This is a genomic window from Belliella aquatica (assembly GCF_014637795.1).
GTDB classification, from domain to species: Bacteria; Bacteroidota; Bacteroidia; order Cytophagales; family Cyclobacteriaceae; genus Belliella; species Belliella aquatica.
This window is the reverse complement of sequence record NZ_BMFD01000002.1, coordinates 89280-115487: the sequence shown is the minus strand read 5'-3', so window position 1 is coordinate 115487 and position 26208 is coordinate 89280. Positions and strand designations below refer to the sequence as shown.

Genomic DNA, 26208 nt, shown 5'->3' with positions numbered 1-26208 from the left:
TGATAAAAGTCGCACATTTACGATTTGAAAGTCAAAAAAACATAATCAATTCATAAGATTGAATTTTGATTCCTTTTTTTGACTCTGTCTTGTTATTCATTCTGAATTTGTAATTATAGATTTTGCTGATAAAATATGATTAGACCTAATTTTGACGATATTTTTATGGAGTTGGCCGTGAATCTTGCCAAAAGATCACATTGTATCAAAAAGCACGTTGGCGCAGTTCTTACCAAAGAAACAAGAATCATTTCAATTGGATACAACGGTCCGCCTTCTGGTACGCATAATTGTGATGAAGAATTTCCTGTGGAAGGATGTGCTAGAGATAACAAAGGAAGCTGCACGCTTGCCCTTCATGCAGAACAAAATGCAATTCTCTATGCGGTCAAAAACAACACTTCTGTAGAAGGATCTACACTTTATGTGACACTTGCACCATGTTTAGCATGCGCTAGAATCATATTTTCGATGGGAATCCAAAGAGTAATTTACATGTATTCTTATGCAGAGTACAAAGGTTTACCCTTTGACGAAGGTCTTGAGTTCTTAAAGAAATTTGGTGTGCAGGTAGATCAATACGAAAAGGAAATAAAATTTGAAGATAATCTCATTTAAAGAAAATTGACTTCGGCATGGAGGAGAATTCCAAATTTCTCCTCTATTGAAGCTTGAATTTGTTTACTTAGTTCAGCGATTTCTTTTCCATCACCACCACCATAATTCACCAAAACCAAGGGCTGAAGTTTGTGAACTCCAATTTTCCCGAAAGTTTTTCCCTTCCATCCCGACTGTTCTATCAACCAAGCTGCTGGGATTTTAACTCCTTCGTCATTCGGAAACCCGGGCACCATTGGATAATTTGATTTTATTTTTTCGAATCTATCAACAGAAATTGTCGGGTTTTTGAAAAAGCTGCCAGCATTTCCTATCACTTTGGGATCAGGAAGCTTGCTTTGTCTGATTTTGATCACTGCATCGGAAATTGATTTGATTGAAAGCTCTGTGATATTCATCTCCTCCAGCGTATGAGCTATTGCTCCATATTCTGTATGGAAAGTAGGTTTCTTTTTTAGCTTAAATTCAACTTTGGTGATGATATATTGATCTTTGAGGTCATTTTTGAAAACACTTTCTCGATATCCAAATCGACAATCTTCCCAGAAAAATATTTCTTCTCTGCCTGTAATTCTATTTATAGCTTTTAAACAATGAAATACTTCTTTAATTTCTATTCCGTAAGCGCCAATGTTTTGCATAGGTGAAGCGCCTACCGTACCAGGAATCAAGGATAGGTTTTCCACTCCTGCCCATTCATTTTTAATGCAGTGAAGAACGAATTCATGCCAATTTTCACCAGCGCCAACTTCTACAAAAACCTCTTCATCAGTTTCTTTCACTAATTGAATTCCATTGATTTCTATTTTAAGTACAATTGCATTTAAGTCCTTTGTCAATAAAATATTACTTCCTCCACCCAAAATAATTAGAGGGAGGTTTAATTCTTTAGCTTTCTCCAAGGCTTGTAGAATGTCATTTTCTGATGTTGCTTGAATAAAAAATCTGGCTTTTTTGTCAATTCCAAAAGTATTGAATGGTTTTAAAGAAATGTTTTCTTGTATATTCATGGCTGAAAATTGTTCTTGCGAATTAAGTAAGATTTTGTGCAAATAGAAAGGAGAGTTCTATATTTCACCTTTTGATAAGAAGTATTATACTATGAAAGAAATGGTTATCAATGGCGTTAGAATTAGGCCAGGACAAACTTTGAATATTGAAATTGCGATTGCGAGACTGCCTACGCATACTTTGATTGATCTTCCGATATTTATTAAAAGAGCCAAAGAAGATGGTCCTGTGGTCCTGATATCTGGAGGTGTTCATGGTGATGAAATCAATGGGATTGTTGCTGTGAAGCGCATGCTTGAAGAAGATGTGATTTCACCGCTAATGGGCACAATTATTTTCATTCCACTTGTCAATGTATATGGATTTTTAAGTAATTCCCGAACATTTCCGGATGGAAGAGACCTGAATCGTAGTTTTCCAGGTAGTAGAAAAGGCTCTCTAGCCGCTCAAATCGCTTTTATTCTAACGAATGATATCATTCCTTTGATAGATTATGGTATTGATTTCCACACGGGTGGTCGAATGCTTTCTAATTTTCCACAAGTTAGGGTAGATTATAGAGATAAGAAGGTTTTGGAACTTGCAAAGGCTTTTGGAACACACTTTATTCTCAACTCACCACATATTGATAAATCCTTCAGAAAAGAAGCATTCAAGCAAAGAAAGCATATCATGGTCTACGAAGGAGGAGAGTCTATGCGTTTAGACGATTATGCTGTAGAAGAAGCTGTCGCCGGTACAAAGAGATTACTAGCGCATCTTGGCATGATTGAGAAAGATTCTGAGCCAAAGGATACCATTATGATTTCCGAAAGTTCTTGGATGCGAGCTAAGATTTCTGGGATTTTCACTTCTACTGTTCAGTTGGGTGATTTTGTAAAAAAAGGTCAGATTTTAGCAAAAATTTCAGATCCCTATGGAAAGGTCAAAGTACCTGTCAAATGTACTACTAATGGTTATGTTGTAGGTTTAAATAATAATCCTGTGGTAAATGCTGGTGATGCCCTGGTTCATGTAGGAAAGACGTTTGGGTAATATTAGAAAGGATATCCTATACCAATATTGAAGACAGTTTGTCCAGGTTCTCCGAGGAAGCCTTTAAAGAAATTCCCTAAGATAAATCGTTGCCCTTCTGGTCTTGCAGGATCAACAGCTTTTACTCCCATATCGAGACGAAGTACGAGAAAATCAAAATCCATCCGTAATCCTATACCTGTTCCGACGGCCAACTCTTTATAAAATCTATCAAATTTAAAGTCGGCACCTGGTCTAGTGGGGTCTTCTTCGAATGTCCAGCTATTTCCTATGTCCACGAAGAAAGCTCCATCAAAATACCCATAAAGTTTTTGTCGTAATTCGAACATCCCCTCAAAAAGAATATCTCCTGGCTGCTCGAATCTGTAATCAAAAGAACCATTTTCGTTGACCGGTGGCGTGTAAGAGCCTGGTCCTAATCTTCTAGGCTGCCAAGCTCTAATGCCTGTACTTCCTCCTGCAAAGAAGTATTTTTCATATGGCAAGACACCATTACTAATGCCATACGGTTTTGCCAAACCCAGATTCAAACGATAGGCTAATGTTCGCTTGTTGGATAGGGGGACATATCTTCGGAAATCTGCTTGAAACTTTAGAAATTGGAAATAGGCTAAACTTCTATTTTCTAGTGAACTTCTATCCACAAAATTCAATGTTGTCCCACCACTTTCGACAAAAATCCTGAGCAAAGAAGCATTGTTTTTCTGATAGGTGCCATATTGATTAAAGTTTACTACAACCTGTCCAGACATGCTGCTGACATAGGAGGGGAGAAAGGAATTGATTAAGTTATTTCCCTGATTTTGAAAGTTTTCGAGAATTACTCTGAAATCATCACTTAAACTAGATCTAATAAAATTCGCATCCAATAAGTTGAATGTGAACTGCTGTCTCAGGTTCCTTGTGTTCCAATTGTAGGCCAAAATCCCATTCACACTTTCTCTTGTGTATTCTGGTCGATCGACATAATTGTAACCTACCAAAGTACGAGTTCTAGGATTGTAGCGACCAAATCTTTCTAAGGAAGACCTGTTGATAGGAATTAGGAACTGAGGGAAAATGATTGATGCTGATGTATTCAGTTCTCGAGACCGAAACACACCACCTTCTCCAGTAGCGGAAACCACACCTTCCAGGCCTGCCCTAAAATTAAATTCAAAGATTTCCGCTCCTCGAAACAAGTTTCTATTTCTAAGAGAATGACTAAAAAATGGCCCAGGTACTTGTTCTGTAATGCTAGCACCAAGTTGATTTGTGATAAGATATTTTTGATTGGGCTGGGTGAAAATCCTCGGAGTCAATACAGTACCAACAGTATCAAACGAAATATTTACAAATCTGAATAAATCCAAATTTGCTAGTTGCCTTTGTGTTTCCAAAACATCAGTTTTATTGTACAGCTCACCCTTACTTAAGAATATCCTTGAGGAAATAATCTTTTCTGAATAACGATCTCTGTAAATTTTGAAATTGATATCTTGATAAGTTGATTCAGCTTCTTCGTCGTAGATCAAATCAGACGGTGAATTAATCGAAAAATAGATAGAGTCAAGAGTATAAACTGTATGAAAATTTTCAAACTCAGGTTTTCTGATCAACTGCTCAATCTGAACAGTCTTTTTTAAAGTGTCTTGATAAACATTATATTCAATATAAGATTTTGAAAAGGTATAATAGCCGTTGTCTTTAAGAAAATCCTCCACTCTTTGTCTCTCTCTAGAAAGTTGTGCTTGTTCGTATCGAGAGTTGGTTTTGATTTCAGTTTGACGAAGACTCTGATTGAGCAACTTATATATATTCTCATCATCAGAGCGAGAGTACACAGAATCGATGATATAGGGCTCTTTTTCGGTGATTTGATAAGTAACAAAAGCTTTTTTCCCTTCAGTTTCCACTTTGTATTCTACAAAACTGTCAAAAAACCCATTATTTGCTAGATAAAAAGTCATTTGTCTTTCAGTGTCCATAGTCTCCATGCTATCAAGAATAACTCTTGCATTACCAGTCCGCATGAAAAAATTTCCAAATTCCAGTTTTTTATCAAGTGAAGTTATCTGACTATTGATTTTATTATATCGCTTGACTTCTTTTCTTGCTAGTTGTTCTTCTTGATTTTGCCTTTCGACAAGAGCATCCCTTTCTTCAAAAAGTTCTTTTCTTTTGTTTATGATTTTGGCACTATCAAAAGTCAATAAACCAAATCTATAAAAAGCCACCCCAACGGAGGTATTTAAGAGAGGAATTCTCGTATTAGGAGATTGTTTGATCAATCGGGTAAGTGCATCTTTATCACTTTTTTCAATTCCTTCTATTTTAGCTTGATAGACAACATATTCATTTTCTTTCAAGCCTTTGGTTAAAGAACATGAAGAAATCAAAAAGAGGAGAAAAAGAAAGTTTATATATTTGACCTTATTCACTATTATATCGGCACCGAATGTTGAGCAAAAATACGCTTAAGTTTATTAAATCCTTGCAGCAGAAAAAATTCCGTAAACAAGAACATGCTTTTTTTGTGGAAGGTAGCAAAAATGTAACGGAATTATTGGACTCAGATTTCGAAATCACTCACATTTTATATACTCAAAAATTTGCTGACGAACATCCCAATGCTTTGAGAGGATTTAAGGGGGAGTCTTTTTTGGTCACTCAAAATGTATTACAATCTGCTGGATCCTTTCAAAGTAATGACGCTGCTCTAGCCGTTGCAAAAATTGTAGAAAATCAGCCTCCAATCATCTCAAAGAATGAACTGACTTTGGTTTTAGATGACGTACGAGATCCAGGAAATTTGGGTACGATCATTCGAATTGCAGATTGGTATGGGATAAAAAATATAGTATGTTCTAATGAATCAGCCGATTTCTACAATCCAAAGGTTTTGAATTCTAGTATGGGAAGTTTTACTAGAGTTAGTGTATCATATACAGATGTTTACAACTATTTACTTCAAGTAAATTTGCCTATTTATGGAGCCTTTTTGGATGGGAAAAATATCCATCAATCTAAGTTTTCACCATCAGGAGTGATTGTTATGGGCAATGAATCAAATGGGATTTCTGATCAAATTGGGTCATTGGTGACGGATAGAATTACTATTCCTCGTTTCGGAGATGCAGAGTCCTTGAATGTGGCGATTGCGACCGCTATTATTTGTGATAATTTCAAAAGATCTTAAGTAGATATTCACTATGTCATCCTTATTTGGAAATCTTAAAAAAGTCGGTCTCAATACATTTTTCTTTCTTTTGATTGGAGTAATTTTCTTGGCGAAAATATTTCCAGAGTGGGGTACTTCTTCTAGTCCCATTCCCCTGAAACAGATCACAGGAATAGGGATCTCAGTTATATTTTTTTTCTATGGCGTAAAATTAAATCCACGGAAACTGATTCAAGATTTAGCCAATTGGAAATTACACTTGGTTGTTCAAGTTACCACGTTTTTGATTTTTCCGCTTGTAATCCTAATTCTTTATTCTATTTGGGGTGAGGAGAATTCTTACTTGTGGTTGGGCACCTTTTATTTAGCAGCATTGCCGTCCACAGTTTCTTCCTCAGTGGTCATGGTGTCTCTAGCCAAAGGAAATCTTCCCGCTGCGATTTTCAATGCTAGTATTTCTAGTATGGTGGGGATATTTATAACTCCAATTTGGATGGAACTACTGCTTCCTGACTCTGCAGTCGCTTTTGATTTGACAGATACCTTTATCAAGTTGAGTTTACAAGTTCTTCTTCCTTTGATCTTAGGGCTTTTTCTCCATCAGTTCCTCAATAATTGGGTAAGCAAAAATTCAAAAGCCTTGAAAAATCTAGATCAGTTCATCATTTTGCTGATTGTATATACTGCTTTTGCCGAATCATTTGCTGAGAAAATGTTTGATGGAAAGACAGCTATAGAGCTATTTACTTTAGGAGGCTTAATGCTTCTTTTCTTTCTATTTATGATGCTTTTGATGCATATAATTTCAAAAGCTCTGAATTTTAGTGATGCGGATCGTATCACGGTGCTATTCTGTGGAAGCAAAAAATCACTGGTTCAAGGTGCAGTAATGGGAAGGGTGATGTTTCCGGATCCGATTATCTTCGGAGTGATTTTGTTGCCATTGATGATCTATCATGCATTGCAACTGATTGTAGGCTCTGCGATTGCACAGCGGTTGGGAGGTAGGTAAAAAATGTTGAACAAAGAATAAATGTGTAGATAAATGTTTGTGAATCATACCAAGAAATAGAAATAATCAGAGTTCTCCATCAACAGATGGATATTGATGAAAGATTAACAGAATAATAATTTAAAATTAATTTAAAGATGTATTTAAATATTTATCAAATAGATGCTTTTGCGGAGAAGGCTTTTGAAGGTAATCCTGCTGCTGTGATTCCTTTGGATTCTTGGTTGCCTGATGATCTGATGCAGCAAATTGCAGAGGAAAATAACCTTTCTGAGACCGCTTTTTATATTCCTGATGGTGATGGTTTTCAGATTCGATGGTTTACACCTGGTGTGGAAGTGGATCTTTGTGGTCACGCTACTTTAGCCACAGCGCATGTGATTTTTCAGCATGAAGGCTTTTCTGGGAAATTGATCAAATTTGTTTCTCCAAGATCGGGTGTTTTAGAAGTCGAACTAGAAGTTGACGGGCAGATGACTTTAAACTTCCCGACTGATAAAATCCAGCAACTTGATATTAAAGAAGATGTGATACCAGGTTTTAGTATCCGTCCAAAAGAGCTTTGGAGAGGTTTGAGTGATTATATTTTGGTTTATGATGATCAGAGTAAAATTCAAAATATGACTGTTGATCTCAACGAATTAGCAAAAGTTGATACAAGAGGATTCATCATAACTGCACCGGGTGATCAAGTGGATTTTGTCTCTAGATGGTTTGGACCACGAGTAGGTGTCAATGAAGATCCAGTTACAGGTTCTGCCCATACTTCTTTGACACCATTATGGACAGAGAAGTTGAACAAAAATGATTTGACTGCAATTCAACTATCAAGAAGAACAGGCAAACTTTCATGTAAAATGCTCGGAGAGAGAGTGAAAATAAGTGGGAGAGCTGTTACTTTTATGGTGGGGAAGGTCGAAATCTGAAATTGACTCAGTCTAAATCAGCAAATCCTGTCAGGTTTTCAAAACCAGACAGGATTTTCATTTTTATAGCCTAAATTTCTTTAAGGCACCAAATAGACAAATGCATTGACATTCATACCAGCGCCGACGGATGCAAATACAAGATGATCACCAGAATTGATTTGATGTCCTTCAAGTTCGCCTTTGATGATCATGTCATATAAAATTGGCACAGTTGCCACAGAGTTATTTCCTAATTTTGAAATTGTCATGGGCATAATTTGGGAAGAATCTGTCAAGGGCATCTCAAATAACTTGAAAGTCCTCTGGATGATTGCTTCATCCATCTTAGCATTGGCTTGATGAATGAGCACTTTCTTGATGGAAGTAAGTGGAACACCCGATTTTTCAATTGTTTCTTTAACCAACTGAGGGACTGTATTCAATGCATATTCGTATAGTTTCCTCCCGTTCATTTTCATAAAAAGCGTATCATCACCAAATTCAGGATCATATGAAATGTCCATTTTCAGAAAATGTGCTTCATTTAAAGTATCGGTTCTAGTCTTATGACACAGCAAACCCACTGGACTTGAAGCATGCTTTGCTTGTAAAATCACGGCACCTGCGCCATCAGAATAGATCATGCTGTCCACATCATGCGGATCTGCAATTCTAGAGAGATTTTCAGCTCCAATTACCAAAATTGTCTTAGCATCTCCTGATTTGATGTAGTAGTTCGCTTGGATGATTCCTTGAACCCATCCCGGACAACCAAATGGCAAATCATAAGCAACACAATCTGGATTAGCAATTTTTAATAAATGTTTTACCCTTGAAGCCAATGTAGGCACCATGTCCGATTTGATATTATCATGCAGTATATCTCCAAAATTATGTGCAACAATAATATAATCTAATGTTTCTGGATCAATTCTGGCGGATGCGATAGCTTTTTCTGCCGCAAAGAAAGCCATATCAGAAGTATTGTATTCTGGACTAAGATATCTACGTTCATGAATATCAGTGATTTCTTGAAATTTCTTGACGATATCAGGAACTGGTTTTGCAAGAACTTCTCCTTGCTCGTTGATGAAAGTCCGATTGAAGAATTCTTCATTTTTTACTACGATTTCAGGGATATATTTACCAGAACCTGTAATAATTGAATAAATCTGCATATAATTCCATTGGTGGGTGAAAATTTGTTAATCTGCCTAAATTTAGAAATAAAATTGTAAATAGACTGTAAAAAGCCGAAATAGTACTTGATTTCTTTACTGAAAGTCTTGGACAAGACAAGGAATTACAATACTTTTTTCAAAATTTGAATTACAGTGAAAAATTAATTCTTTATATTCAAAAATTGTGTTTAAACAAAAATCTATCTCAAACTATTATTACGTAAATCAATAAACTTTAAAAATTATGAAAACATACTACGATCCAGAAGACCTCAAAAAATTTGGCAAAATTGGCGAGTTTCAGAAATCAATGGCAGACAAATTTTTTAATTATTATGGTGAAGTTTTTCAAGAAGGCGCTCTAACTGCGCGTGAAAAGTCATTAATTGCTTTAGCTGTTGCACATGCCATTCAATGCCCCTATTGTATAGATGCCTATACTGTGGACACGATGGAAAAAGGTTGTGACGAGGAGCAGATGATGGAAGCCGTTCATGTAGCAGCTGCAATCCGAGGCGGCGCTTCATTAGTCCACAGCACACAAATGATGAATAAAGTAAAAGAGATTTCGATGTAATCTCTTAGAATTTTTATTAACCAACCAATGAAATCATTAAAAGCACAACAACATCCACTTTCAAAAATCGAATATGAACTGGAAGTCTTAGATGCGCCAATAAAAGGAATCAGTTTTGCCGACAAGCTTGCTGAATCCGATCTTTTCCCACTCAAACCCACTCAAATTGATGTTTTACAAATCAATATGGGTAAAATGTGTAATCAAGTTTGTAAGCATTGCCACGTAGATGCTGGACCTGATCGAAAAGAAATCATGACGAGGGAGACGATGCAACATTGTCTAGAAGTCATCAAAAATGGAAAAATAAAATCTGTAGACCTTACAGGTGGGGCACCAGAGATGAACCCTGAATTCAGATGGTTTATTGAAGAAATTAGAAAAATCAGTTTTGATATTCAAATTATTGTAAGATGTAATTTGACTATCATATTGGCTAATCCAAAGTACCATGACTTACCCGAATTTTATAGAAAAAACAAAATTGAAGTAGTTTCTTCTTTACCATATTTTACAGCAGTAAAAACTGATTCTCAGAGAGGTGATGGCGTATTCGAAAAGTCAATCAAAGCCTTAAAAATGCTTAATGAAGTTGGTTATGGAATGGAAAATTCGGATTTGGTTTTGAATCTTGTTTATAATCCATCGGGTGCATTCTTGCCAGCAGCGCAGGAAGGTTTGGAATTGGAATTCAAAAAACGCTTGAAAAATGGCTATGAAATAGAATTCAACTCCTTATTTACCATCACTAATCTTCCTATTAGTAGATTTTTAGAGTATTTGCTCAGATCAGAAAATTACGATAATTACATGGAAAAGCTTTTGGAAGCATACAATCCTGTAGCTGCCTCCAATGTTATGTGTAGAAATACCATTTCTGTGGGTTGGGATGGTTATTTGTATGATTGTGATTTTAATCAAATGCTTGAATTGAAAGTGGATGCTCCGTCCAGTCAGCATATTTCTGAATGGAATCAACAGTCACTGCTCGAAAGAGAAATTATCTTAAAACAACATTGTTTCGGTTGTACAGCTGGAGCAGGATCAAGCTGCGGAGGAGCAACTGCCTGATATTTATGGAATCGAAAAAAGCACTCATTGTTTTTCAGAAGAACCCTGTTCTTGGGAAAGTAAAAACCCGAGTTGCAGCTACTCTTGGAGAGGAGAAAGCTCTGGAAATCTATATGCAGCTTTTGCAACACACTTATTCCATGATCAACCGACTGCAAAATATAGATACCTTTATCTATTTCAGCGAAGAGCTTGAGTCAGGGATAGATAATAGCTTTCTTGATAATGTTCAATTCCGAGTTCAAAATGGATTTGACTTAGGGTCAAGAATGAAAAATGCATTTGAACAAGTACTTGGCGAAGGCTATGGAAAAGCAGTTGTCATCGGTACTGATTGTCCAGGAATTACAACTGCCATTATTCATGAAGCTTTTGAAAAACTGGCTCTAGCAGATGTTGTTTTTGGACCTGCTATGGATGGAGGATATTATCTTTTGGGCTTAAAGACAATGGATATCAATTTATTCGATGAGATGACTTGGAGTCATCAAAATGTTTTGTCCGATTCTATCAAACGTTTAAATTTAGAAGAACAAACCTTTACACTTCTTGAAATGCTTTCCGATATTGATAATGAGGCAGATTGGGAAAAATATAAACATTTAATTTCACAAACTATATGAGTAACTATTTAGATGCAACGGTAGACGTCTACAGAGACGCTGCACTCAAACCTGATGTTGGCCTATGTTGTACCACAACACCAATATGGCAGTTCCCAGGCTTAAAGATTCCTAAAATCATGCAAGAGATGAATTATGGCTGCGGCAGTACCGTTCATTTCAGAGATTTAGTCAACAATCCCAATATCCTCTATGTCGGAGTTGGTGGTGGAATGGAAGTTCTTCAATTCTCTTATTTTTCTAGAAAAGAAAATGGTGTTATTGGAGTAGATATCGTGGACGAGATGATCAAAGCTTGTCAGGACAACTTAGAAATTGCTGAAAAGGAGAATGATTGGTTCAAAAAGGAGTTTGTTTCCATTAGAAAAGGATCAGCTTTAGCCCTGCCTATTGAAGACTCAAGCATCGATGTAGCTGCACAGAATTGCCTTTTCAATATCTTCACCAAAGATGATTTGGCTTTGGCTTTGAAGGAAATGTATCGAGTTTTGAAACCACACGGTAGATTGGTTTTGAGTGATCCGATCACAGAGCAACCTATGCCTGAATCATTGAGAAATGATGATAGATTGAGAGCTTTGTGTTTGAGTGGTTCACTTTCACTCCAAGAATACCTTCAAATGATAACAGATGCAGGATTTGGCACAGTGGAGATTAGAGCAAAGCGTCCGTATCGTGTTTTGGATCCTGGTCACTACGATACTCCTGAGATGATATTCTTAGAAAGTGTAGAAGTTTGTGCGATCAAAGATCCAATGCCATCAGATGGGCCGTGTATTTTTACAGGTAAAGCATCTATCTATTATGGTTCGGAGGAGTACTTTGATGATCAAAAGGGTCATGTTTTGATGCAAAATCAGCCACTTTCTGTATGTGATAAAACGGCTGGTGCGATCAAGGATTTAGGAAGAGCAGATATTTATATCTCTGAATCGACTTATTTTTATGATGGGGGTGGTTGTTGTTGAGAGAAATTTGATGAAATTGTAGGCCTAAATCTTGCTTTATAATTTCTTATGATGAAACATACATTTATTCTGATAACCCTGCTATTGGGCTCTTTTCAATTCTTGCACGCACAAGAAAAAATGGATTTTGAGATTTCAGTTGCAGGGTTTTCCATTGGGGAAATGCAGGCAGTCAAAACTGTAAAAGGGGAGGAGTCTTATTATGAAATCACAAGTGAAGTGGGGTTTTGGTTTTTTGGAAAAGTAAATGTCGACTACTCTATCAATTCGCATTATAAGGGAGCACAATTAGTAGAAGCAAAGTCAAGAACAGCCTCAAACAAAGGTGATTTTAGCTCAGACATCAAATGGAAAGACGGGAAATATGTAGTGGAAGCTACAAGCTATAAATATGAAAAAGATACGGTAATCAATCATCCCTTATTTTTCAGTTCTGCTGCGCTGTATTTCGAAGAGCCCAAGAATCATAAATTATTTATGGCGGAGAATTTTGGGTTGCCATCCAAGATTACCAAGCACAGTGATTATTACGAAGTCGTTGTGAATGGAAATAGAAATAAATATTATTACGTCAATGGCAAATTTGATAAGGCTGTGATGGAAAGTCCTATCAAAAACTATGTAATCAAAAAGAAGTAACTTTTATGATGATCAGTATTATCATTCCTGTTTTGAATGAAGAAGACAATTTGAGAAAATTGATTCCTACTATTTTTCAATATTCAAAAGGAGATCAATTTGAGATAATCGTGGTAGATGGCGGAAGCACGGATGATTCTGTCGTATTAGCAAAATGCCTTGGAGCAAAAGTCGTCCAATCTTCAGAAAAAAGCCGTGCTGCTCAAATGAATCTTGGCGCTCAAGTTGCCACTGGTGGAATTTTTTATTTTGTCCATGCTGATGCAAAAATTCACCGAGATTTTGAAAACGATATTATTCAGGCAGTTACGAATGGAATAGATGCGGGATGTTATAGGTATCAATTTGACTCTGAGAAATTCTTGCTAAAAATGAACGCATGGTTTACAAGATTTAATGGTATATTGGCAGGAGGAGGCGATCAGACGCTATTTATCAGAAGAGAAATCTTTGAATCTCTTGGTGGTTTTGATAAAAAATATATCATCATGGAAGATTTTGAATTTGTTGGTAGATTGAAGAAAAGTTACAATTTTCAAGTCTTACCAAAAAGTATAGTTGTCTCTGCAAGAAAATACGAAACCAACTCTTGGTTAAGAGTTCAGTTAGCCAATCTTACTGTTTTCACTTTGTATTTTTTAAAAAAGTCACCTGATTCGCTCAAATCTATTTATAGAAAAATGCTAAATTATCGTTGATAAATCTATTGTTTGAATATGAGTCAAAATAACGGAAACCTTCCCATAATCACAGGAATTCAACAGGTGGGTATTGGTGTTGCAAATGCTAAGGAGGCATGGGCTTGGTATAGAAAATTTTTCAAAATGGACGTGCCGGTTTTTGAAGATGCTGCTACAGCGAATTTGATGACAAGATATACTTCTGGAAAAGCACAGGAACGCTTTGCTATTTTGGCTTTGAATATGCAAGGAGGTGGTGGTTTTGAAATTTGGCAATACACAAAGAAAACCCCTGTTGCACCGAAGTTTGAATTGAGCTTAGGTGATTTAGGAATTTTTGCTGTTAAAATCAGAACAAAAGATATTCAAAAAACCTATGACTTTTTCCTTAGTGAAGGTGTAGAAATATTATCCAAACCAGAGAAATCTCCTTGTGGAAGGTCACATTTCTACGTCAAAGATCCTTATGGAAATATCTTTGAAATGATCGAAAGTACTTCCTGGTTCAAACTCAACCAAGACAATACAGGGGGTGTTGCAGGTGTTTCGATTGGTGTGCGGGATATTGACAAGGCATTGAAATTATACCAAGGAATCTTGGGATATACCACAATCAAATCAGATGAAACCGATTCTTTCGAAGATTTGAAGCAACTTCCCGGAGGAAAAGAAAAGTTCAGAAGAGTCCTGATAAATAGATTAGAAAATAGAGTAGGAGCATTTAGCAGATTGCTTTGTAAGACTGAAATCGAGCTATTCGAATTGAAAGACAAAGAACCGAGGAAAATTTTTGAAGATAGAGATTGGGGAGATTTAGGCTTTATCCACGTGTGTTTTGATGTCACAGGCATGAAACAATTGGAGATGAAGTGTGCAGAAACTGGCTTTCCTTTTACCGTTGATAGCAGCAATAGTTTTGATATGGGAAAAGCGGCAGGTCATTTTTCCTATTGCGAAGATCCGGATGGCACGTTGATCGAATTCGTAGAAACGCATAAAATTCCCATCATGGAAAAATGGGGTTGGTTTTATAGCTTGAAGTCAAGAAAAGCTGAAAAACCACTTCCCAATTGGATGTTTACCTTTATGGCATTGAACAGAAAGAAATAAAAAAGGCGGATCGATTTTTCGATCCGCTTTTATATTTTTAAATACCTTATGAAGAAAGTTTTACTGATGCAAAACTAGATGAATTATCTCTCTGATGGATTAATTTAGCGTTAATCAATTATTACATTATGTCATTATTCGCAATGACTCTGAAATGTGAATATTTCACTTGTAATTATGCGAATAATAGTCAACTACGCCGCGGCGCACAAGAGTCAACTGTCAATAGACAACAGCTGATTGAATTGAACTTCATGAATTATTATAAATGGCTACTTTTAATAAAGTTAATATTGTGGTGCCGCTGTGGACCATCGACTGTCGACAGTTGACCTTTACTTTTTCCCATCCATCATCACCTCCTGATTTTTCAAAATATCCATCGCAAAGCTTGTCATCGCTTTGATGCCTGTTTTGATCGTAGGTTCTGGGACTGGTGCGAAATAGGGGCTGTGCAATCCCGGGATATCGAAACCTTTTTCTTTAGCTTCTTTGAGAAAATCAGGATCATTGGCCCCTAGGAAGAACATGCTGATGGGAATCTGTCTTTCTTGATTTCCATAAGCACTAAAATCCTCGCCAACCATCAAGGCTTCTACTTCCACTACTTTTTCATCTTCAAAGTTTTGCTTGAAAACATTCACCATCTGATCAGTCAAAGCTGCATCATTGATCAAAGGCTTGGTAAATGGCTCTCTAATCCAATATTCCGGCATTTTATCATCGCCCAAACCTGCTGCTCTGGAGTAATTTTCACTGATTTCTTTGATTCTTCTGATTATTTTTTCTCTTACATCCAGGGAGTATGTTCTGATGGTCAACTGCATCATCACTTCGTCAGGAATGATATTGTGAACCGATCCGCCGTGAATAGAACCCACAGTCACCACTGCAGGATCCGTTGGGGTTAATGTTCGGCTTACGATCGTTTGATAAGCTTGAATGATCTGTGCAGACAAAACAATCGGATCAATCGTCGTGTGTGGAGCTGCACCATGTCCACCTTCACCAAAAATTTTGACATTCATCATATCAACACCAGCCATCAATGGGCCAGCTTTATATCCCAATGTTCCCGCAGGCAAAAAAGGATCATCATGCAAAGCAATCGCATAATCCGGATGTGGGAATTTTTCATAAAGTCCATCATTCATCATATTGAAAGCACCGAGACCATTTTCCTCCGCAGGTTGTGCCACCATCAGAACAGTGCCTCTCCAGCTGTTTTTGTAATCCATCATCATTTTGGCCGTGCCGACAAATACCGACATGTGGATATCGTGTCCACAAGAGTGCGTGATAAAGGTTTCTTTGCCATCATTGGAAGTTCCTTTTTTGGTAGATGCATAAGGCAAACCAGTTTTTTCCTCCATCGGTAAAGCATCCATATCTGTTCTGATTAGGAGAACAGGCCCCGGACCATTTTTGAGCATGCCGACTACGCCATAGCCACCAATATTTTCAGTGACTTCATAACCTAAAGACCTGAGTTCTGAAGCCATCTTTGCGGAAGTTTCTTTTTCCTGCAAGGAAAGCTCAGGGTTTTGATGCAGTTCTTTGTAAAGCTTATCCAAATGTGGATAAAACTGCTCAATAGAGCGATCCAAATCTTGGGCTGAAATACTAAAAGTGATTGCTAGGGTAAGTATAAAACTGAGGTAAATTTTCATGTGTGCTTTTGTTTTGATCAATGAATTAACAAAAAAATTCCTGATTAGGCGATATGTTTTTACTTTCGTGGTATTAAATCTCTTTTTTCTATGCCTATTATTTCAAACTCAACTTACGGAAGACCCCCAAGACATCTTTTCAATGGACATTTGGAAACCATCATTCCCAGTATTTTTAGGAAAATAGAGGGAGTAACTTATCAAAGAGAAAGAATTGACACGCCTGATGGGGATTTTTTGGATTTGGATTGGTCGAGAACTGGAAGTAGAAAACTGCTAATCATTTCCCACGGATTGGAAGGGAGTTCTGAGAGACATTATGCCAAAGGACTGGCGAAACTACTCAATCAACATGGATTTGATGCCTTGGCTTGGAACAATAGGACTTGCAGTGGAGAGATGAATTTGCAGCCCATCATGTATCATCACGGTGCTTCCTATGATTTGAATACCGTATTTGAGCATGCAGAAGCAGCAGGTGTGTATGATGAATATTATTTGGTGGGAATCAGTATGGGAGGTGCACAGACCTTGAAGTTCCTAGGTGAAAAAGGAACTGACTTGAATTCAAAAATCAAAAAAGCCGCTGTTTATTCTACTCCCTGCAATTTGACAGATTCTGCCGCTACATTGTCATTTAAAGGAAATGGTTTCTACAGAAAGCGCTTTCTCAGCAAGTTGAAGTTGAAAATGCAACTCAAAGGTGAACAGTTTCCAGGATTGGTGGATTTAGATTTGCTTCAAAGAGTTCAAGATTTTGATACATTTGATACGTATTTCACAGCAAAGCTTCATGGCTTCAAAGATGCAGCTGATTTTTATCAGGCTGTCAGTGCTGACAATTGGATGGAAAATATCCAAATCCCCACCTTAATCATCAATGCCCTCAACGATCCCTTGATCCACGACCGCTGCTATCCCATCAAGTTAGCCGAGCAATCACAACATATCTTCCTAGAAATGCCCAAAAGGGGAGGCCACACCGGCTTCCTAGTCAAAGGACAAGAATTCACCTGGGCAGAAATGCGGTTTTTGGAGTTTTTGAGGGGATAATTTCTCCTGAAAAAGTAGAAATCCATATATAATAGTTCAACCCCTCACGGGGTTGTTGCCACGCATCATCATTCATCCTTTTCCCTAGGTTTCACCTAGGGCTATTGAGAAGTTCGACGGCTTCACCGTCGGTTTTTAGATTGAAATTTGCAGATTCTTATGGTCAATTCCCGATCCTGAAGTGCTTGTCCGCCGTGGCGGAGATCAAACCTCTCAATAACCGCGGGTCAAACCCGTGGAAAACGATGACCCAAATTCCACCCACTACCGACCCCGGAGGGTGTCGAACTTTTCCAAGACCATCGTTACTCATTTTCATTTATTTTAACATCAATTTTTTTCTACATCTATTCAAAAGTTCAACCCCTCACGGGGTTGTTGCCACGCATCATCATTCATCCTTTTCCCTAGGTTTCACCTAGGGCTACTGAGAAGTTCGACGGCTTCACCGTCGGTTTTTAGATTGAAATTTGCAGATTCCTAATGGTGATTTCCCGACCACGAAGTGGTCTAACTTTTCAATAGCCGCGGGTGAAACCCGTGGATTGCGAAAAACCACCTATCCCCCTCACGACCCCGAAGGGTGTCGAACTGATACCTAGCTAAAGAATTCTACTCCACCAATCAAAATTTCATAATCTGAATTTTTAGTGTCATTAGTTTCAAATATCTTTATGGATTGACAATAAAGACGATAAGTAGATCAGGAATAAAATGCTTAAAAGAAAAGAATTTGAGGCAATGTTTCTTCCTTTTAAGAAGTCAGGAACGCAAATCTGGGTGATTACTAAAATTAAAGAATTACCAATCGAGCTTATCCGATTTGCAATCAATCTTGCAGAACTTGATTTTATTAAATTTATCCGAATTGATGCGAATGGAATAGCTGCTTCGAGCGAAAACTATCCAAATAGACCCAAAGTACCTATTACTCAAATGACACACTCCACAGCAATTGGTATTGAGGTTTTGTATGATTTGAGGTATAAAATAATTGATTTCTTTGACATCAATTCACCGATCAAAGGACATGGCGGAAAGATGGCTGAAGCAATCTTGAAAGATTTTCCCGAAGGATGGCAACCCTTAGTTTTTAATGATTGGAGTGATGGTTTCTGGGATAAGATAAAAGAAAAATACAAGCATTTGGATTGGATGAATGATCCATTTGAAGATTAATGTTCAACCCCTCACGGGGTTGTTGCCACGCATCAGCAATCATTCTTTTCCCTAGGTTTCACCTAAGGCTACTGAGAAGTTTGACGGCTTCACCGTCGGTTTTTAGATTGAAATTTGCAGATTCCTAATGGTGATTTCCCGACCACGAAGTGGTCTAACCTTTCAATAGCCGCGGGTGAAACCCGTGGAAAACAATGACCCAAATCCCACCCACCACCGACCCTGATAAGGGTCGAATTATTTTGATATTTAATGGACTTTTCCCGAAATTACATTTTGACTTTTAAAACACATTTTTATGGCCACTTACACTCAGATTATTTACCATATCGTATTTTCAACAAAACATCGAGAACCTACACTTATACAACAAGAAAAAAAGAGGCTCTTTGCCTATATTCATCATTTGTTGACAAAGAAAAGCTGCCATTTATATCGGATTAATGGAGTGGAAGATCATATCCATATCTTGACGCATGTCCATCCAACAATCGCAGTTTCAAATTTAATCAAGGACATTAAGCTTGCATCAAGTGATTTTATTTTAAAAGAGGGGGTTTTCCCTGATTTCAAAGGCTGGCAAGATGGTTATGGTGCCTTTACCGAAAGCATCAAGGCTAAGGAAAGACTGATCAAGTACATCAAAAATCAGGAGGAGCATCATAAAAAAGTTACGTTTTTGGAGGAATATAAAAGCTTGTTGGAGGAATATGAAATTAAATTTGACCCGAAGTTTTTGCTTTAGGTTGATTTTGTGATAGTGGCAAGAAGTTCAACCCTTTCAGGGTTGTTGGTTCGATCATCATTCATCCTTTTCCCTAGGTTTCACCTAGGGCTATTGAAAAGTTTGATCCTTTCAGGATCATAAATCATTTTTTTCTCCTGTTATTCGGAAGGGTAGAGAGTTCTCTCTCTTTAAGATATTTACAAGAAATTACATTTGAGCCAATAGCCTAGGTTTCACATAGAGTTTTGAGCAGATTGATCTCATGAATTTCGAGACAGGCAATTCATGATAGTAATTTACATGCGGTTTCCATTCTATGATTTGACTTTCAAATGACCCTGAATAGGGTCAAACCTGTCAATAACCGCGGGTGAAACCCGTGGATTCGAAGCAACAACACGACTCCACGACCCCGAAGGGTGTCGAACTTTCTTTCCTCAAAACCTTTTCAAAGCCAATTCACTTACCGTCTGCCCGATGGATAGCGAACTTGTAGCGGCAGGAGAGGGGGCGTTGAGGACATTGATGGCATATTGATTTTCTTTGATGCTGAAATCATCCAAAAGTCCACCTGTTCTGTCGCAAGCTTGTGCACGAACACCCGCACCACCTTCTACTAAATCTGACTCCTGAATATCCGGGATCAACTCTTGCAGTGCTTTCGTGAAAGCTGCTTTGGAAAAAGATCTGTACATTTCTCCGAAACCTGTTTTCCAATATCGTGCAGCTACTTTTTGGAAGCCAGGCCAAGCGAGTGTTTCCGATAATTCCTTCAGATTGACATCCGATCGCTTGTATCCTTCACGCTTGAAAGCCAAAACAGCATTCGGTCCGGCTTCTACACCACCTTTCATCATCCTCGTAAAATGGACCCCTAAAAATGGAAAGTTTGGATCCGGTACGGGGTAAATCAGGTTTTTGACAAGGTATTCCCGCTCTTTTTTGATTTTGTAATATTCACCTCGGAAAGGAATGATTTTCACATCCAATTCTTTATCCTGATTCATTTGGGCAACTTTGTCAGAATATAGTCCACCACAATTGATGATCAGTTTCGTATCAAAATGCTGCTTTTTGGTCTCTACTACAGAGTAGCCTTTTAGTGAATTGCTTCGAATCACTTCATATCCTAAGAAAATCTCTCCTCCCAAACTTTTGAACTTTTCACCCATGGCAATGGCTACTCTTTTGTAATCCACAATACCAGTTTGGGGTACATGAATAGCGGCAACACCCGCACAGTAGGGTTCATATTGTTTGAGTTCGTCCAAGGTGATATGGCGAGTTCCATTGAGGCCATTTTGCAATCCTCTTTCATAAATTCCATTTAGAATTGGGATTTGTTCTTTTTGAGTTGCTACGACAACTTTTCCTGTGATTTCATAAGGAATGTTTTCTTCATCACAGAATTGGATCAGCTGATGATATCCAGCGATACAGTTGGTGGCTTTTAGTGAACCTGGTTTGTAATAGAGTCCTGAATGGATAACGCCACTGTTATTTCCAGTTTGATGCTTTGCTAGTTCGGATTCTTTTTCAAGAATAGCTACCTTAAGCTCAGGTTTTTGCTCTTTTAATTTCAGTCCTGTGGCAAGTCCTACTATTCCCCCGCCTATGATGATGATGTCGTATAACATGAATTTGATGCTTTATACAAATATACAGTTGTTTGATAAAAATTTGTTTGAATGCATATTTAGATTTCGTTTATATCATTAGTTTTGAATATGGGAGATAAAATCATTGGAATATTCTTGCTATTTGCATTTGCTTGTACCAGTCAGCCTGAAACAGGAACGGTTACCGAAAAAGATGGGATCATTACAATCAAGGTTGACTTAGATTCAGTCAAAGATGGAAAGTTGACAGACTATTTTGAGCCAGAGATAGAGTATTTACTTTTAAAAGAAGATGAAAATCCCGATTCACAAATAGGAGAAATTGAAAAGCTTATTGAATACAAGGACAAGATTTTTGTGTTCGATTGGTGGATTGGAAAGAGTGTTCATATTTTTGATAGACAAGGGAATTTTATAAGAAGAATCAGAAATAGAGGAGATGGATTGGGCAAGTACATCGAGGTGGCAGACCTTCAAGTTGAACAAGACACCATTTACTTATTAGCACACCCAGGAAAAATCATCAAGTTTGATCTTGAAGGAAGTTTTATAAATGAGATCAAGATTCCAGTTATAGGCAGGACTTTTCATTATGATATAAATTCAGATTTATTTTTTATTTACAGTGGTTCTCGAGCTGAAAATTTAGTCACAGTTCTTAATCACGCAGGAAAGGTAATAAGAAGTTATTTTTCTTCATATCCAGATGTTTTTTATGGAAATATGATGGATCCGGTAAATTTTTATCAAGACAATAACGGTTTTTATTTTACAAGAACTTATGCAGATACTTTATACAGGTTTACTTCTGATGGTTTTAAACCTGAAATCATTTATGATTTTGCAAAAAATGGAATGAACCATGAAAAGATGAAGGAAAAGCAAAAGGAAATGGATGATGATGCTTTTCGTAAATACTTTCAGGAAAATTCTGGAAATTCTTATTCTCCTTTTGGATTTTCTAATTCAAAATATATTTTGAGTAGAATTATAGCAGGTGAAAAAAGTGCAGTTTCAATTTTTGATAAGCAGAATAAAACCCATGATTTGGTAAATTTCAACTTAATCAATGATATCGATAAATCATTCAATTTTTATCCACCGGTTTATCAGTTAGAAGGCAATGAAGTAGCTATTGCACATCGTGGAGTTTCTCTTTACAACAAAGCCGTTGAGAAAAAGCAAACTATGTCAGATGAAGATTGGAAAGCTTACCAAGAAGGAAAAGGGAAGAGTTTTGTAGAAGCAGCTTTTTATGGAAAGGAAACAGAGAATTATGTCTTGATGATCCTGAAAACAAAAAAATAACAACATCTTCTTAGGATCAGCCTTTCTAAACCGCCTATGAATTTGCATATTTGCAGGCTGTAATGCATCTGTTTGTATAGATGCGATGTTCCATTAAATGATTAAAAGATAAATGTCTGATCAAAAAATCAACATTACCCTGCCAGATGGTTCGGTAAAGAATTATGACAAAGGAGTTTCAGGGCTACAAATTGCACTTAGTATCAGCGAGGGTTTAGCGAGAAATGTATTGGCAGCAAAAGTAAACGGAGAAGTTTGGGACGCAACCCGACCAATCCATTCTGATTCCACAGTGCAATTATTAACTTGGAATGACAAGGATGGCAAATCCACTTTTTGGCATTCATCTGCCCACTTGATGGCAGAGGCTTTAGAAGCACTTTATCCAGGTGTGAAGTTAGGAATCGGTCCTTCTATCGAAACAGGATTCTACTATGATGTAGACTTTGGCGATAGAGTTTTCGAAGGTTCTGAATTGGAGAAAATCGAGGCCAAAATGACTGAATTGGCTAGAGAAAAGAATGAATATATCAGAAAAGAGATTTCTAAGTCTGAAGCTGTAGCTTATTTTACAGAAAAGGATGATGAATATAAATTAGACCTTTTACAAGGTTTGGATGATGGAACTATCACTTTCTACGTGCAAGGTAATTTCGTAGACCTTTGCCGTGGCCCGCATATTCCAAACACAGGATTTATCAAAGCGATCAAGTTATTGAATATCGCTGGAGCCTATTGGAGAGGGGATGAAAAGAGAAAAATGCTTACTCGGATTTACGGAGTAACTTTCCCAAAAGCCAAAGAACTGACTGAATACCTTCACATGCTTGAGGAAGCTAAGCGAAGAGATCACAGAAAACTAGGTAGAGAATTGGAGCTTTTCACTTTCTCTGAGAAAGTAGGAATGGGACTTCCTCTTTGGTTGCCAAAAGGAACACTTTTGAGAGAACGTTTGGTGAATTTCATGAAGCGGGCACAAGATAAATCCGGGTATCAACAAGTGGTGACTCCCCATATTGGTCATAAGGCGCTTTACGAAACTTCAGGACACTATGAAAAATACGGGAAAGATTCATTTCAACCAATAGCTACTCCAAACGAAGGGGAGGAGTTCTTGCTGAAACCGATGAACTGTCCGCATCACTGTGAGATATACAAGCATAAACCAAGATCCTACAAAGATCTTCCAATCAGGTATGCTGAATTTGGAACTGTTTATCGTTACGAGCAAAGTGGGGAATTGCATGGATTGACTAGAGTAAGAGGATTTACTCAAGATGATGCACACATTTTCTGCCGCCCTGAGCAGGTGAAGGAAGAGTTTATCAAAGTGATTGATTTGGTGCTTTATGTTTTCAAGGCTTTGGGTTTTGAAGAATATACTGCTCAGATTTCCTTAAGAGATCCTGCAAAAGCTGAAAAGTATATTGGATCTGACGAAAATTGGAACAAAGCTGAAGCAGCAATTATCGAAGCAGCAGCTGAAAAAGGTTTAGAAACAGTCACTGAATTAGGTGAAGCAGCTTTCTATGGTCCAAAATTGGATTTCATGGTAAAAGATGCTTTAGGGAGAAAATGGCAATTGGGAACTATTCAGGTAGATTATCAATTACCTGATCGCTTCGAATTGGAATATATCGGTTCTGACAATCAGAAACACCGACCTGTAATGATTCACAGAGCGCCATTTGGTTCTTTAGAGCGTTTTGTGGCCGTTTTGATTGAGCACTGTGCGGGTAATTTCCCATTGTGGCTTTCTCCAGAGCAAATGACTATTTTACCAATTTCTGAGAAGTTTATTGACTATGCAGAAAAGGTGAAAAGCTTATTGGAAGATCATGATATCATCGGTGCAATTGATAATAGAGATGAGAAAATAGGTAGAAAAATCCGAGATGCAGAGATGAAAAAAATTCCATTTATGTTGATCGTAGGAGAGAAGGAGATGGAAGAAGGAAAGCTATCAGTGAGAAAGCATGGAGAAGGAGATTTGGGTAGTTTCAGTCCAGAAGATTTTGCCGCATATTTTAAAAATATCATAGCAACATCAATACAATATTAATATTTCAGTTAAAAAAGTTTGGGATTTTTTAAATCCCAAATAAATTGCGATATTTGCAGCCAATTTAATCAACAAAACCATAAATAATATTTTGAGAGGAAGAACACCGTTTAGACCAAGACAAGAAGAGCCTTATAAAATAAATGATAAGATCAGGGCGCGTGAGGTAAGAATCGTAGGAGATTTTGTAGAAGGCGGTAATGCCGTTTTATCATTGTCTGAGGCAATTAAACTTGCTGAAGCAAATGAACTTGACCTCGTAGAGATTTCTCCGACAGCGAGTCCGCCGGTTTGTAAAATCATTGATTATGCTAAATTCAAGTATGAGCAGAAGAAAAAGCAAAAGGAAATCAAAGCCAATGCTGCCAAAACTGTTCTGAAAGAAATCAGATTTGGACCTAACACGGATGATCACGATTTCAATTTTAAATTAAAGCACGCCATCAATTTCCTTAAAGAAGGTTCAAAAGTGAAAGCTTATGTACATTTCGTAGGTAGAACGATTGTCTTCAAGGAAAGAGGAGAAATGCTTTTATTGAAATTTGCGCAAGCACTCGAAGAATATGGTGCTGTTGAGCAAATGCCAAAAATGGAAGGAAAGAGAATGTTTCTCTTTTTAGCTCCAAAAGCATCTAAGAAATAATTTTCAACAAACAAATACAGTTATGCCAAAAGTAAAAACCAAATCAAGTGCAAAAAAGAGGTTCAAGCTTTCTGGAACCGGTAAGATCAGAAGAAAGCATGCTTACAAAAGCCACATCTTGACTAAGAAAGATACCAAAAGAAAGAGAAATCTAACTAAAATGGGTATGGTTCATGAGTCAGATGAAGGAAGAGTAAAAGCAATGTTGAGAATCGGTTAATTCAGAGATCAACAAAATCAATTAAGGTTAATTATTCACCAGACGCTTTGGTCACAAGAGCAATGCGAAAGCAGAGCCACCAAGAGTCAAAAAATTTATTACTATGCCTAGATCAGTAAACGCAGTAGCGTCAAGAGCAAGAAGAAAAAAAGTATTAAAAGCAACCAAAGGTTACTTCGGAAGAGGTAAAAACGTTTGGACAGTAGCTAAAAACAAGTACGAAAAAGGTTTACAGTACGCTTACAGAGACAGAAAAGCTAAGAAGAGAGAATTCAGAGCACTATGGATCCAACGTATTAACGCCGGTGCTAGATTACATGGCATGTCGTACTCACAGTTAATGGGAGCATTGAAGAAAGGTGAGGTTGAATTGAACAGAAAAGTTCTTGCAGACTTAGCCATGAATCACCCTGAGGCATTCAAAGCTGTAGTTGAAAAAGTTAAGTAAGTTCGCACTAACTTATTTATTTAAAAAGCCCCGAAGATTTCGGGGCTTTTTTATTTTCAAGTGAATGTGAATCTAAGAAAATTTAGTATCTTACAAATGAACAGAAGACCAATCTTTAAAAACCTGATTATCCATGTTTTTAGAATTGGTTTTTTCTTTAAAAAACAAAAAAAGCCCCAAAAATGGGGCTTGTAGCGAGGAGCAGGATCGAACTGCGTCCGCCGCGGCGGATATGAATCTTGCGCTCAGGAATAGTTTGGGAGAATGTATTTATTAACCCATTCTCTTCCTTTACCTGATTTGAGTTCTTTTTCTCTTTTGAGAGCTGAGGATTTATCATCAAAAAATTCAACATGAATACAGTACCAAGGTCTGTACTTAATGGTGAATCCTTTTGTTGATTTGTAGTTATGGAATTTAAATCTGGTAATCAAATCAGAAGTCATTCCTGTGTAAAGTTTCTTGAAATTAAAAGAGTAAAGAATATAAACACAAAACATGTTTAAATTTATGAAAAAAGGTTTAAACAAAAAAAAGCCCCAAAAATGGGGCTTGTAGCGAGGAGCAGGATCGAACTGTGTCCGCCGTGGCGGATATGAATCCTAACTCTTGAAGATTGTACAATAAAAAAGCCCCAAAAGTGGGGCTTATGTAGCGAGGACGGGAGTTGAACCCGTGTCCGCCGC

At 37.4% G+C, this 26208-nt stretch carries 26 protein-coding genes; 20 read left to right on the top strand and 6 right to left on the bottom strand.

Going from position 1 to position 26208, the window contains the following annotated elements; translation table 11 throughout:
• Window positions 1-135 precede the first annotated feature (135 nt).
• On the top strand, window positions 136-618 hold the full coding sequence (locus IEV57_RS03215) for a deoxycytidylate deaminase (RefSeq protein WP_188439609.1): 483 nt from the start codon (window positions 136-138) through the stop codon (window positions 616-618).
• Here IEV57_RS03215 and murB read toward each other — a convergent pair.
• A complete protein-coding gene (gene murB / locus IEV57_RS03210; protein WP_262891039.1) occupies window positions 615-1661 on the bottom strand; it encodes a UDP-N-acetylmuramate dehydrogenase in 1047 nt (348 codons plus the stop codon). The two genes, IEV57_RS03215 and murB, sit on opposite strands and share 4 nt — an antisense overlap.
• Before the next feature lie 58 nt (window positions 1662-1719).
• On the opposite strand from murB, the gene IEV57_RS03205 reads away from it, so the two are divergent.
• Window positions 1720-2664 carry a succinylglutamate desuccinylase/aspartoacylase family protein gene (locus tag IEV57_RS03205; protein ID WP_188439605.1) on the top strand — a complete coding sequence of 315 codons (945 nt, stop codon included), beginning with the start codon at window positions 1720-1722 and terminating at the stop codon, window positions 2662-2664.
• 2 nt (window positions 2665-2666) lie between these two features.
• On the opposite strand, the gene tamL is transcribed toward IEV57_RS03205, so the two are convergent.
• Window positions 2667-5084, bottom strand: coding sequence for a translocation and assembly module lipoprotein TamL (tamL, locus tag IEV57_RS03200; protein WP_188439603.1), 2418 nt, complete (start codon window positions 5082-5084; stop codon window positions 2667-2669).
• 17 nt (window positions 5085-5101) lie between these two features.
• Here tamL and IEV57_RS03195 point away from each other — a divergent pair, with 17 nt between their 5' ends.
• From IEV57_RS03195 to IEV57_RS03185, 3 genes are all read left to right on the top strand, one after another.
• The gene (locus tag IEV57_RS03195; protein WP_188439601.1) at window positions 5102-5842 is read left to right on the top strand and encodes an RNA methyltransferase; all 741 of its coding nucleotides are present in this window, start codon (window positions 5102-5104) and stop codon (window positions 5840-5842) included.
• Window positions 5843-5855: 13 nt separating this feature from the next.
• On the top strand, window positions 5856-6836 hold the full coding sequence (locus IEV57_RS03190; RefSeq protein ID WP_188439600.1) for a bile acid:sodium symporter family protein: 981 nt from the start codon (window positions 5856-5858) through the stop codon (window positions 6834-6836).
• A 137-nt stretch (window positions 6837-6973) separates the two neighbouring features.
• On the top strand, window positions 6974-7762 hold the full coding sequence (locus tag IEV57_RS03185; protein ID WP_188439598.1) for a PhzF family phenazine biosynthesis protein: 789 nt from the start codon (window positions 6974-6976) through the stop codon (window positions 7760-7762).
• 80 nt (window positions 7763-7842) lie between these two features.
• Here IEV57_RS03185 and IEV57_RS03180 read toward each other — a convergent pair whose 3' ends face one another.
• Entirely contained in the window at window positions 7843-8922 is a 1080-nt protein-coding gene (locus tag IEV57_RS03180) for a 3-oxoacyl-ACP synthase III family protein (RefSeq protein WP_188439596.1), read from the bottom strand.
• Between the two features lie 247 nt (window positions 8923-9169).
• Here IEV57_RS03180 and IEV57_RS03175 point away from each other — a divergent pair, with 247 nt between their 5' ends.
• The 7 genes from IEV57_RS03175 to IEV57_RS03145 are packed head-to-tail and all read left to right on the top strand — an operon-like array spanning window position 9170 to window position 14593.
• Window positions 9170-9502 carry an arsenosugar biosynthesis-associated peroxidase-like protein gene (locus tag IEV57_RS03175; protein ID WP_188439594.1) on the top strand — a complete coding sequence of 111 codons (333 nt, stop codon included), beginning with the start codon at window positions 9170-9172 and terminating at the stop codon, window positions 9500-9502.
• A gap of 27 nt (window positions 9503-9529) precedes the next feature.
• Entirely contained in the window at window positions 9530-10573 is a 1044-nt protein-coding gene (arsS, locus tag IEV57_RS03170) for an arsenosugar biosynthesis radical SAM (seleno)protein ArsS (RefSeq protein ID WP_188439592.1), read from the top strand.
• Window positions 10574-10578: 5 nt separating this feature from the next.
• On the top strand, window positions 10579-11196 hold the full coding sequence (locus IEV57_RS03165; RefSeq protein WP_188439590.1) for a TIGR04282 family arsenosugar biosynthesis glycosyltransferase: 618 nt from the start codon (window positions 10579-10581) through the stop codon (window positions 11194-11196).
• The gene (gene arsM / locus IEV57_RS03160; RefSeq protein WP_188439588.1) at window positions 11193-12164 is read left to right on the top strand and encodes an arsenosugar biosynthesis arsenite methyltransferase ArsM; all 972 of its coding nucleotides are present in this window, start codon (window positions 11193-11195) and stop codon (window positions 12162-12164) included. Before IEV57_RS03165 ends, arsM begins: the two co-directional genes overlap by 4 nt.
• A 48-nt stretch (window positions 12165-12212) precedes the next feature.
• Window positions 12213-12803 (top strand): DUF6134 family protein, encoded by a 591-nt coding sequence (locus tag IEV57_RS03155; protein ID WP_188439585.1) that lies wholly within the window; start codon window positions 12213-12215, stop codon window positions 12801-12803.
• A 5-nt stretch (window positions 12804-12808) separates the two neighbouring features.
• Window positions 12809-13501 carry a TIGR04283 family arsenosugar biosynthesis glycosyltransferase gene (locus IEV57_RS03150; RefSeq protein WP_188439583.1) on the top strand — a complete coding sequence of 231 codons (693 nt, stop codon included), beginning with the start codon at window positions 12809-12811 and terminating at the stop codon, window positions 13499-13501.
• 18 nt (window positions 13502-13519) lie between these two features.
• Window positions 13520-14593, top strand: coding sequence for a VOC family protein (locus tag IEV57_RS03145; RefSeq protein ID WP_188439581.1), 1074 nt, complete (start codon window positions 13520-13522; stop codon window positions 14591-14593).
• Between the two features lie 335 nt (window positions 14594-14928).
• Here the strand turns inward: IEV57_RS03145 and IEV57_RS03140 are convergent, their stop codons facing one another.
• Entirely contained in the window at window positions 14929-16263 is a 1335-nt protein-coding gene (locus IEV57_RS03140; protein WP_188439580.1) for an amidohydrolase, read from the bottom strand.
• Between the two features lie 90 nt (window positions 16264-16353).
• On the opposite strand from IEV57_RS03140, the gene IEV57_RS03135 reads away from it, so the two are divergent.
• The 3 genes from IEV57_RS03135 (at window position 16354) to tnpA (ending at window position 19240) form a co-directional block, all read left to right on the top strand.
• Window positions 16354-17316 (top strand): YheT family hydrolase, encoded by a 963-nt coding sequence (locus IEV57_RS03135; protein WP_188439578.1) that lies wholly within the window; start codon window positions 16354-16356, stop codon window positions 17314-17316.
• A gap of 714 nt (window positions 17317-18030) precedes the next feature.
• The gene (locus tag IEV57_RS03130; protein WP_188439576.1) at window positions 18031-18495 is read left to right on the top strand and encodes a hypothetical protein; all 465 of its coding nucleotides are present in this window, start codon (window positions 18031-18033) and stop codon (window positions 18493-18495) included.
• 298 nt (window positions 18496-18793) lie between these two features.
• Window positions 18794-19240: an IS200/IS605 family transposase gene (gene tnpA, locus IEV57_RS03125; RefSeq protein WP_188439574.1), complete on the top strand. Its 447-nt coding sequence runs from the start codon at window positions 18794-18796 to the stop codon at window positions 19238-19240.
• A 419-nt stretch (window positions 19241-19659) separates the two neighbouring features.
• Here tnpA and lhgD read toward each other — a convergent pair whose 3' ends face one another.
• Window positions 19660-20859: an L-2-hydroxyglutarate dehydrogenase gene (gene lhgD / locus IEV57_RS03120; protein WP_188439572.1), complete on the bottom strand. Its 1200-nt coding sequence runs from the start codon at window positions 20857-20859 to the stop codon at window positions 19660-19662.
• 90 nt (window positions 20860-20949) lie between these two features.
• On the opposite strand from lhgD, the gene IEV57_RS03115 reads away from it, so the two are divergent.
• The 5 genes from IEV57_RS03115 to rplT all read left to right on the top strand — a co-directional run bounded on the left by IEV57_RS03115 (window position 20950) and on the right by rplT (window position 25522).
• Window positions 20950-22149, top strand: coding sequence for a DUF4934 domain-containing protein (locus tag IEV57_RS03115; protein WP_188439569.1), 1200 nt, complete (start codon window positions 20950-20952; stop codon window positions 22147-22149).
• 112 nt (window positions 22150-22261) lie between these two features.
• On the top strand, window positions 22262-24211 hold the full coding sequence (thrS, locus tag IEV57_RS03110; protein ID WP_188439567.1) for a threonine--tRNA ligase: 1950 nt from the start codon (window positions 22262-22264) through the stop codon (window positions 24209-24211).
• 91 nt (window positions 24212-24302) lie between these two features.
• The gene (infC, locus tag IEV57_RS03105) at window positions 24303-24854 is read left to right on the top strand and encodes a translation initiation factor IF-3 (protein WP_188439565.1); all 552 of its coding nucleotides are present in this window, start codon (window positions 24303-24305) and stop codon (window positions 24852-24854) included.
• Window positions 24855-24876: 22 nt separating this feature from the next.
• Window positions 24877-25074: a 50S ribosomal protein L35 gene (gene rpmI / locus IEV57_RS03100; RefSeq protein WP_014773228.1), complete on the top strand. Its 198-nt coding sequence runs from the start codon at window positions 24877-24879 to the stop codon at window positions 25072-25074.
• 103 nt (window positions 25075-25177) lie between these two features.
• Window positions 25178-25522 (top strand): 50S ribosomal protein L20, encoded by a 345-nt coding sequence (gene rplT / locus IEV57_RS03095; protein ID WP_014773229.1) that lies wholly within the window; start codon window positions 25178-25180, stop codon window positions 25520-25522.
• Window positions 25523-25767: 245 nt separating this feature from the next.
• On the opposite strand, the gene IEV57_RS03090 is transcribed toward rplT, so the two are convergent.
• Window positions 25768-26022: a GIY-YIG nuclease family protein gene (locus tag IEV57_RS03090; RefSeq protein WP_188439563.1), complete on the bottom strand. Its 255-nt coding sequence runs from the start codon at window positions 26020-26022 to the stop codon at window positions 25768-25770.
• Window positions 26023-26208: the final 186 nt, after the last annotated feature.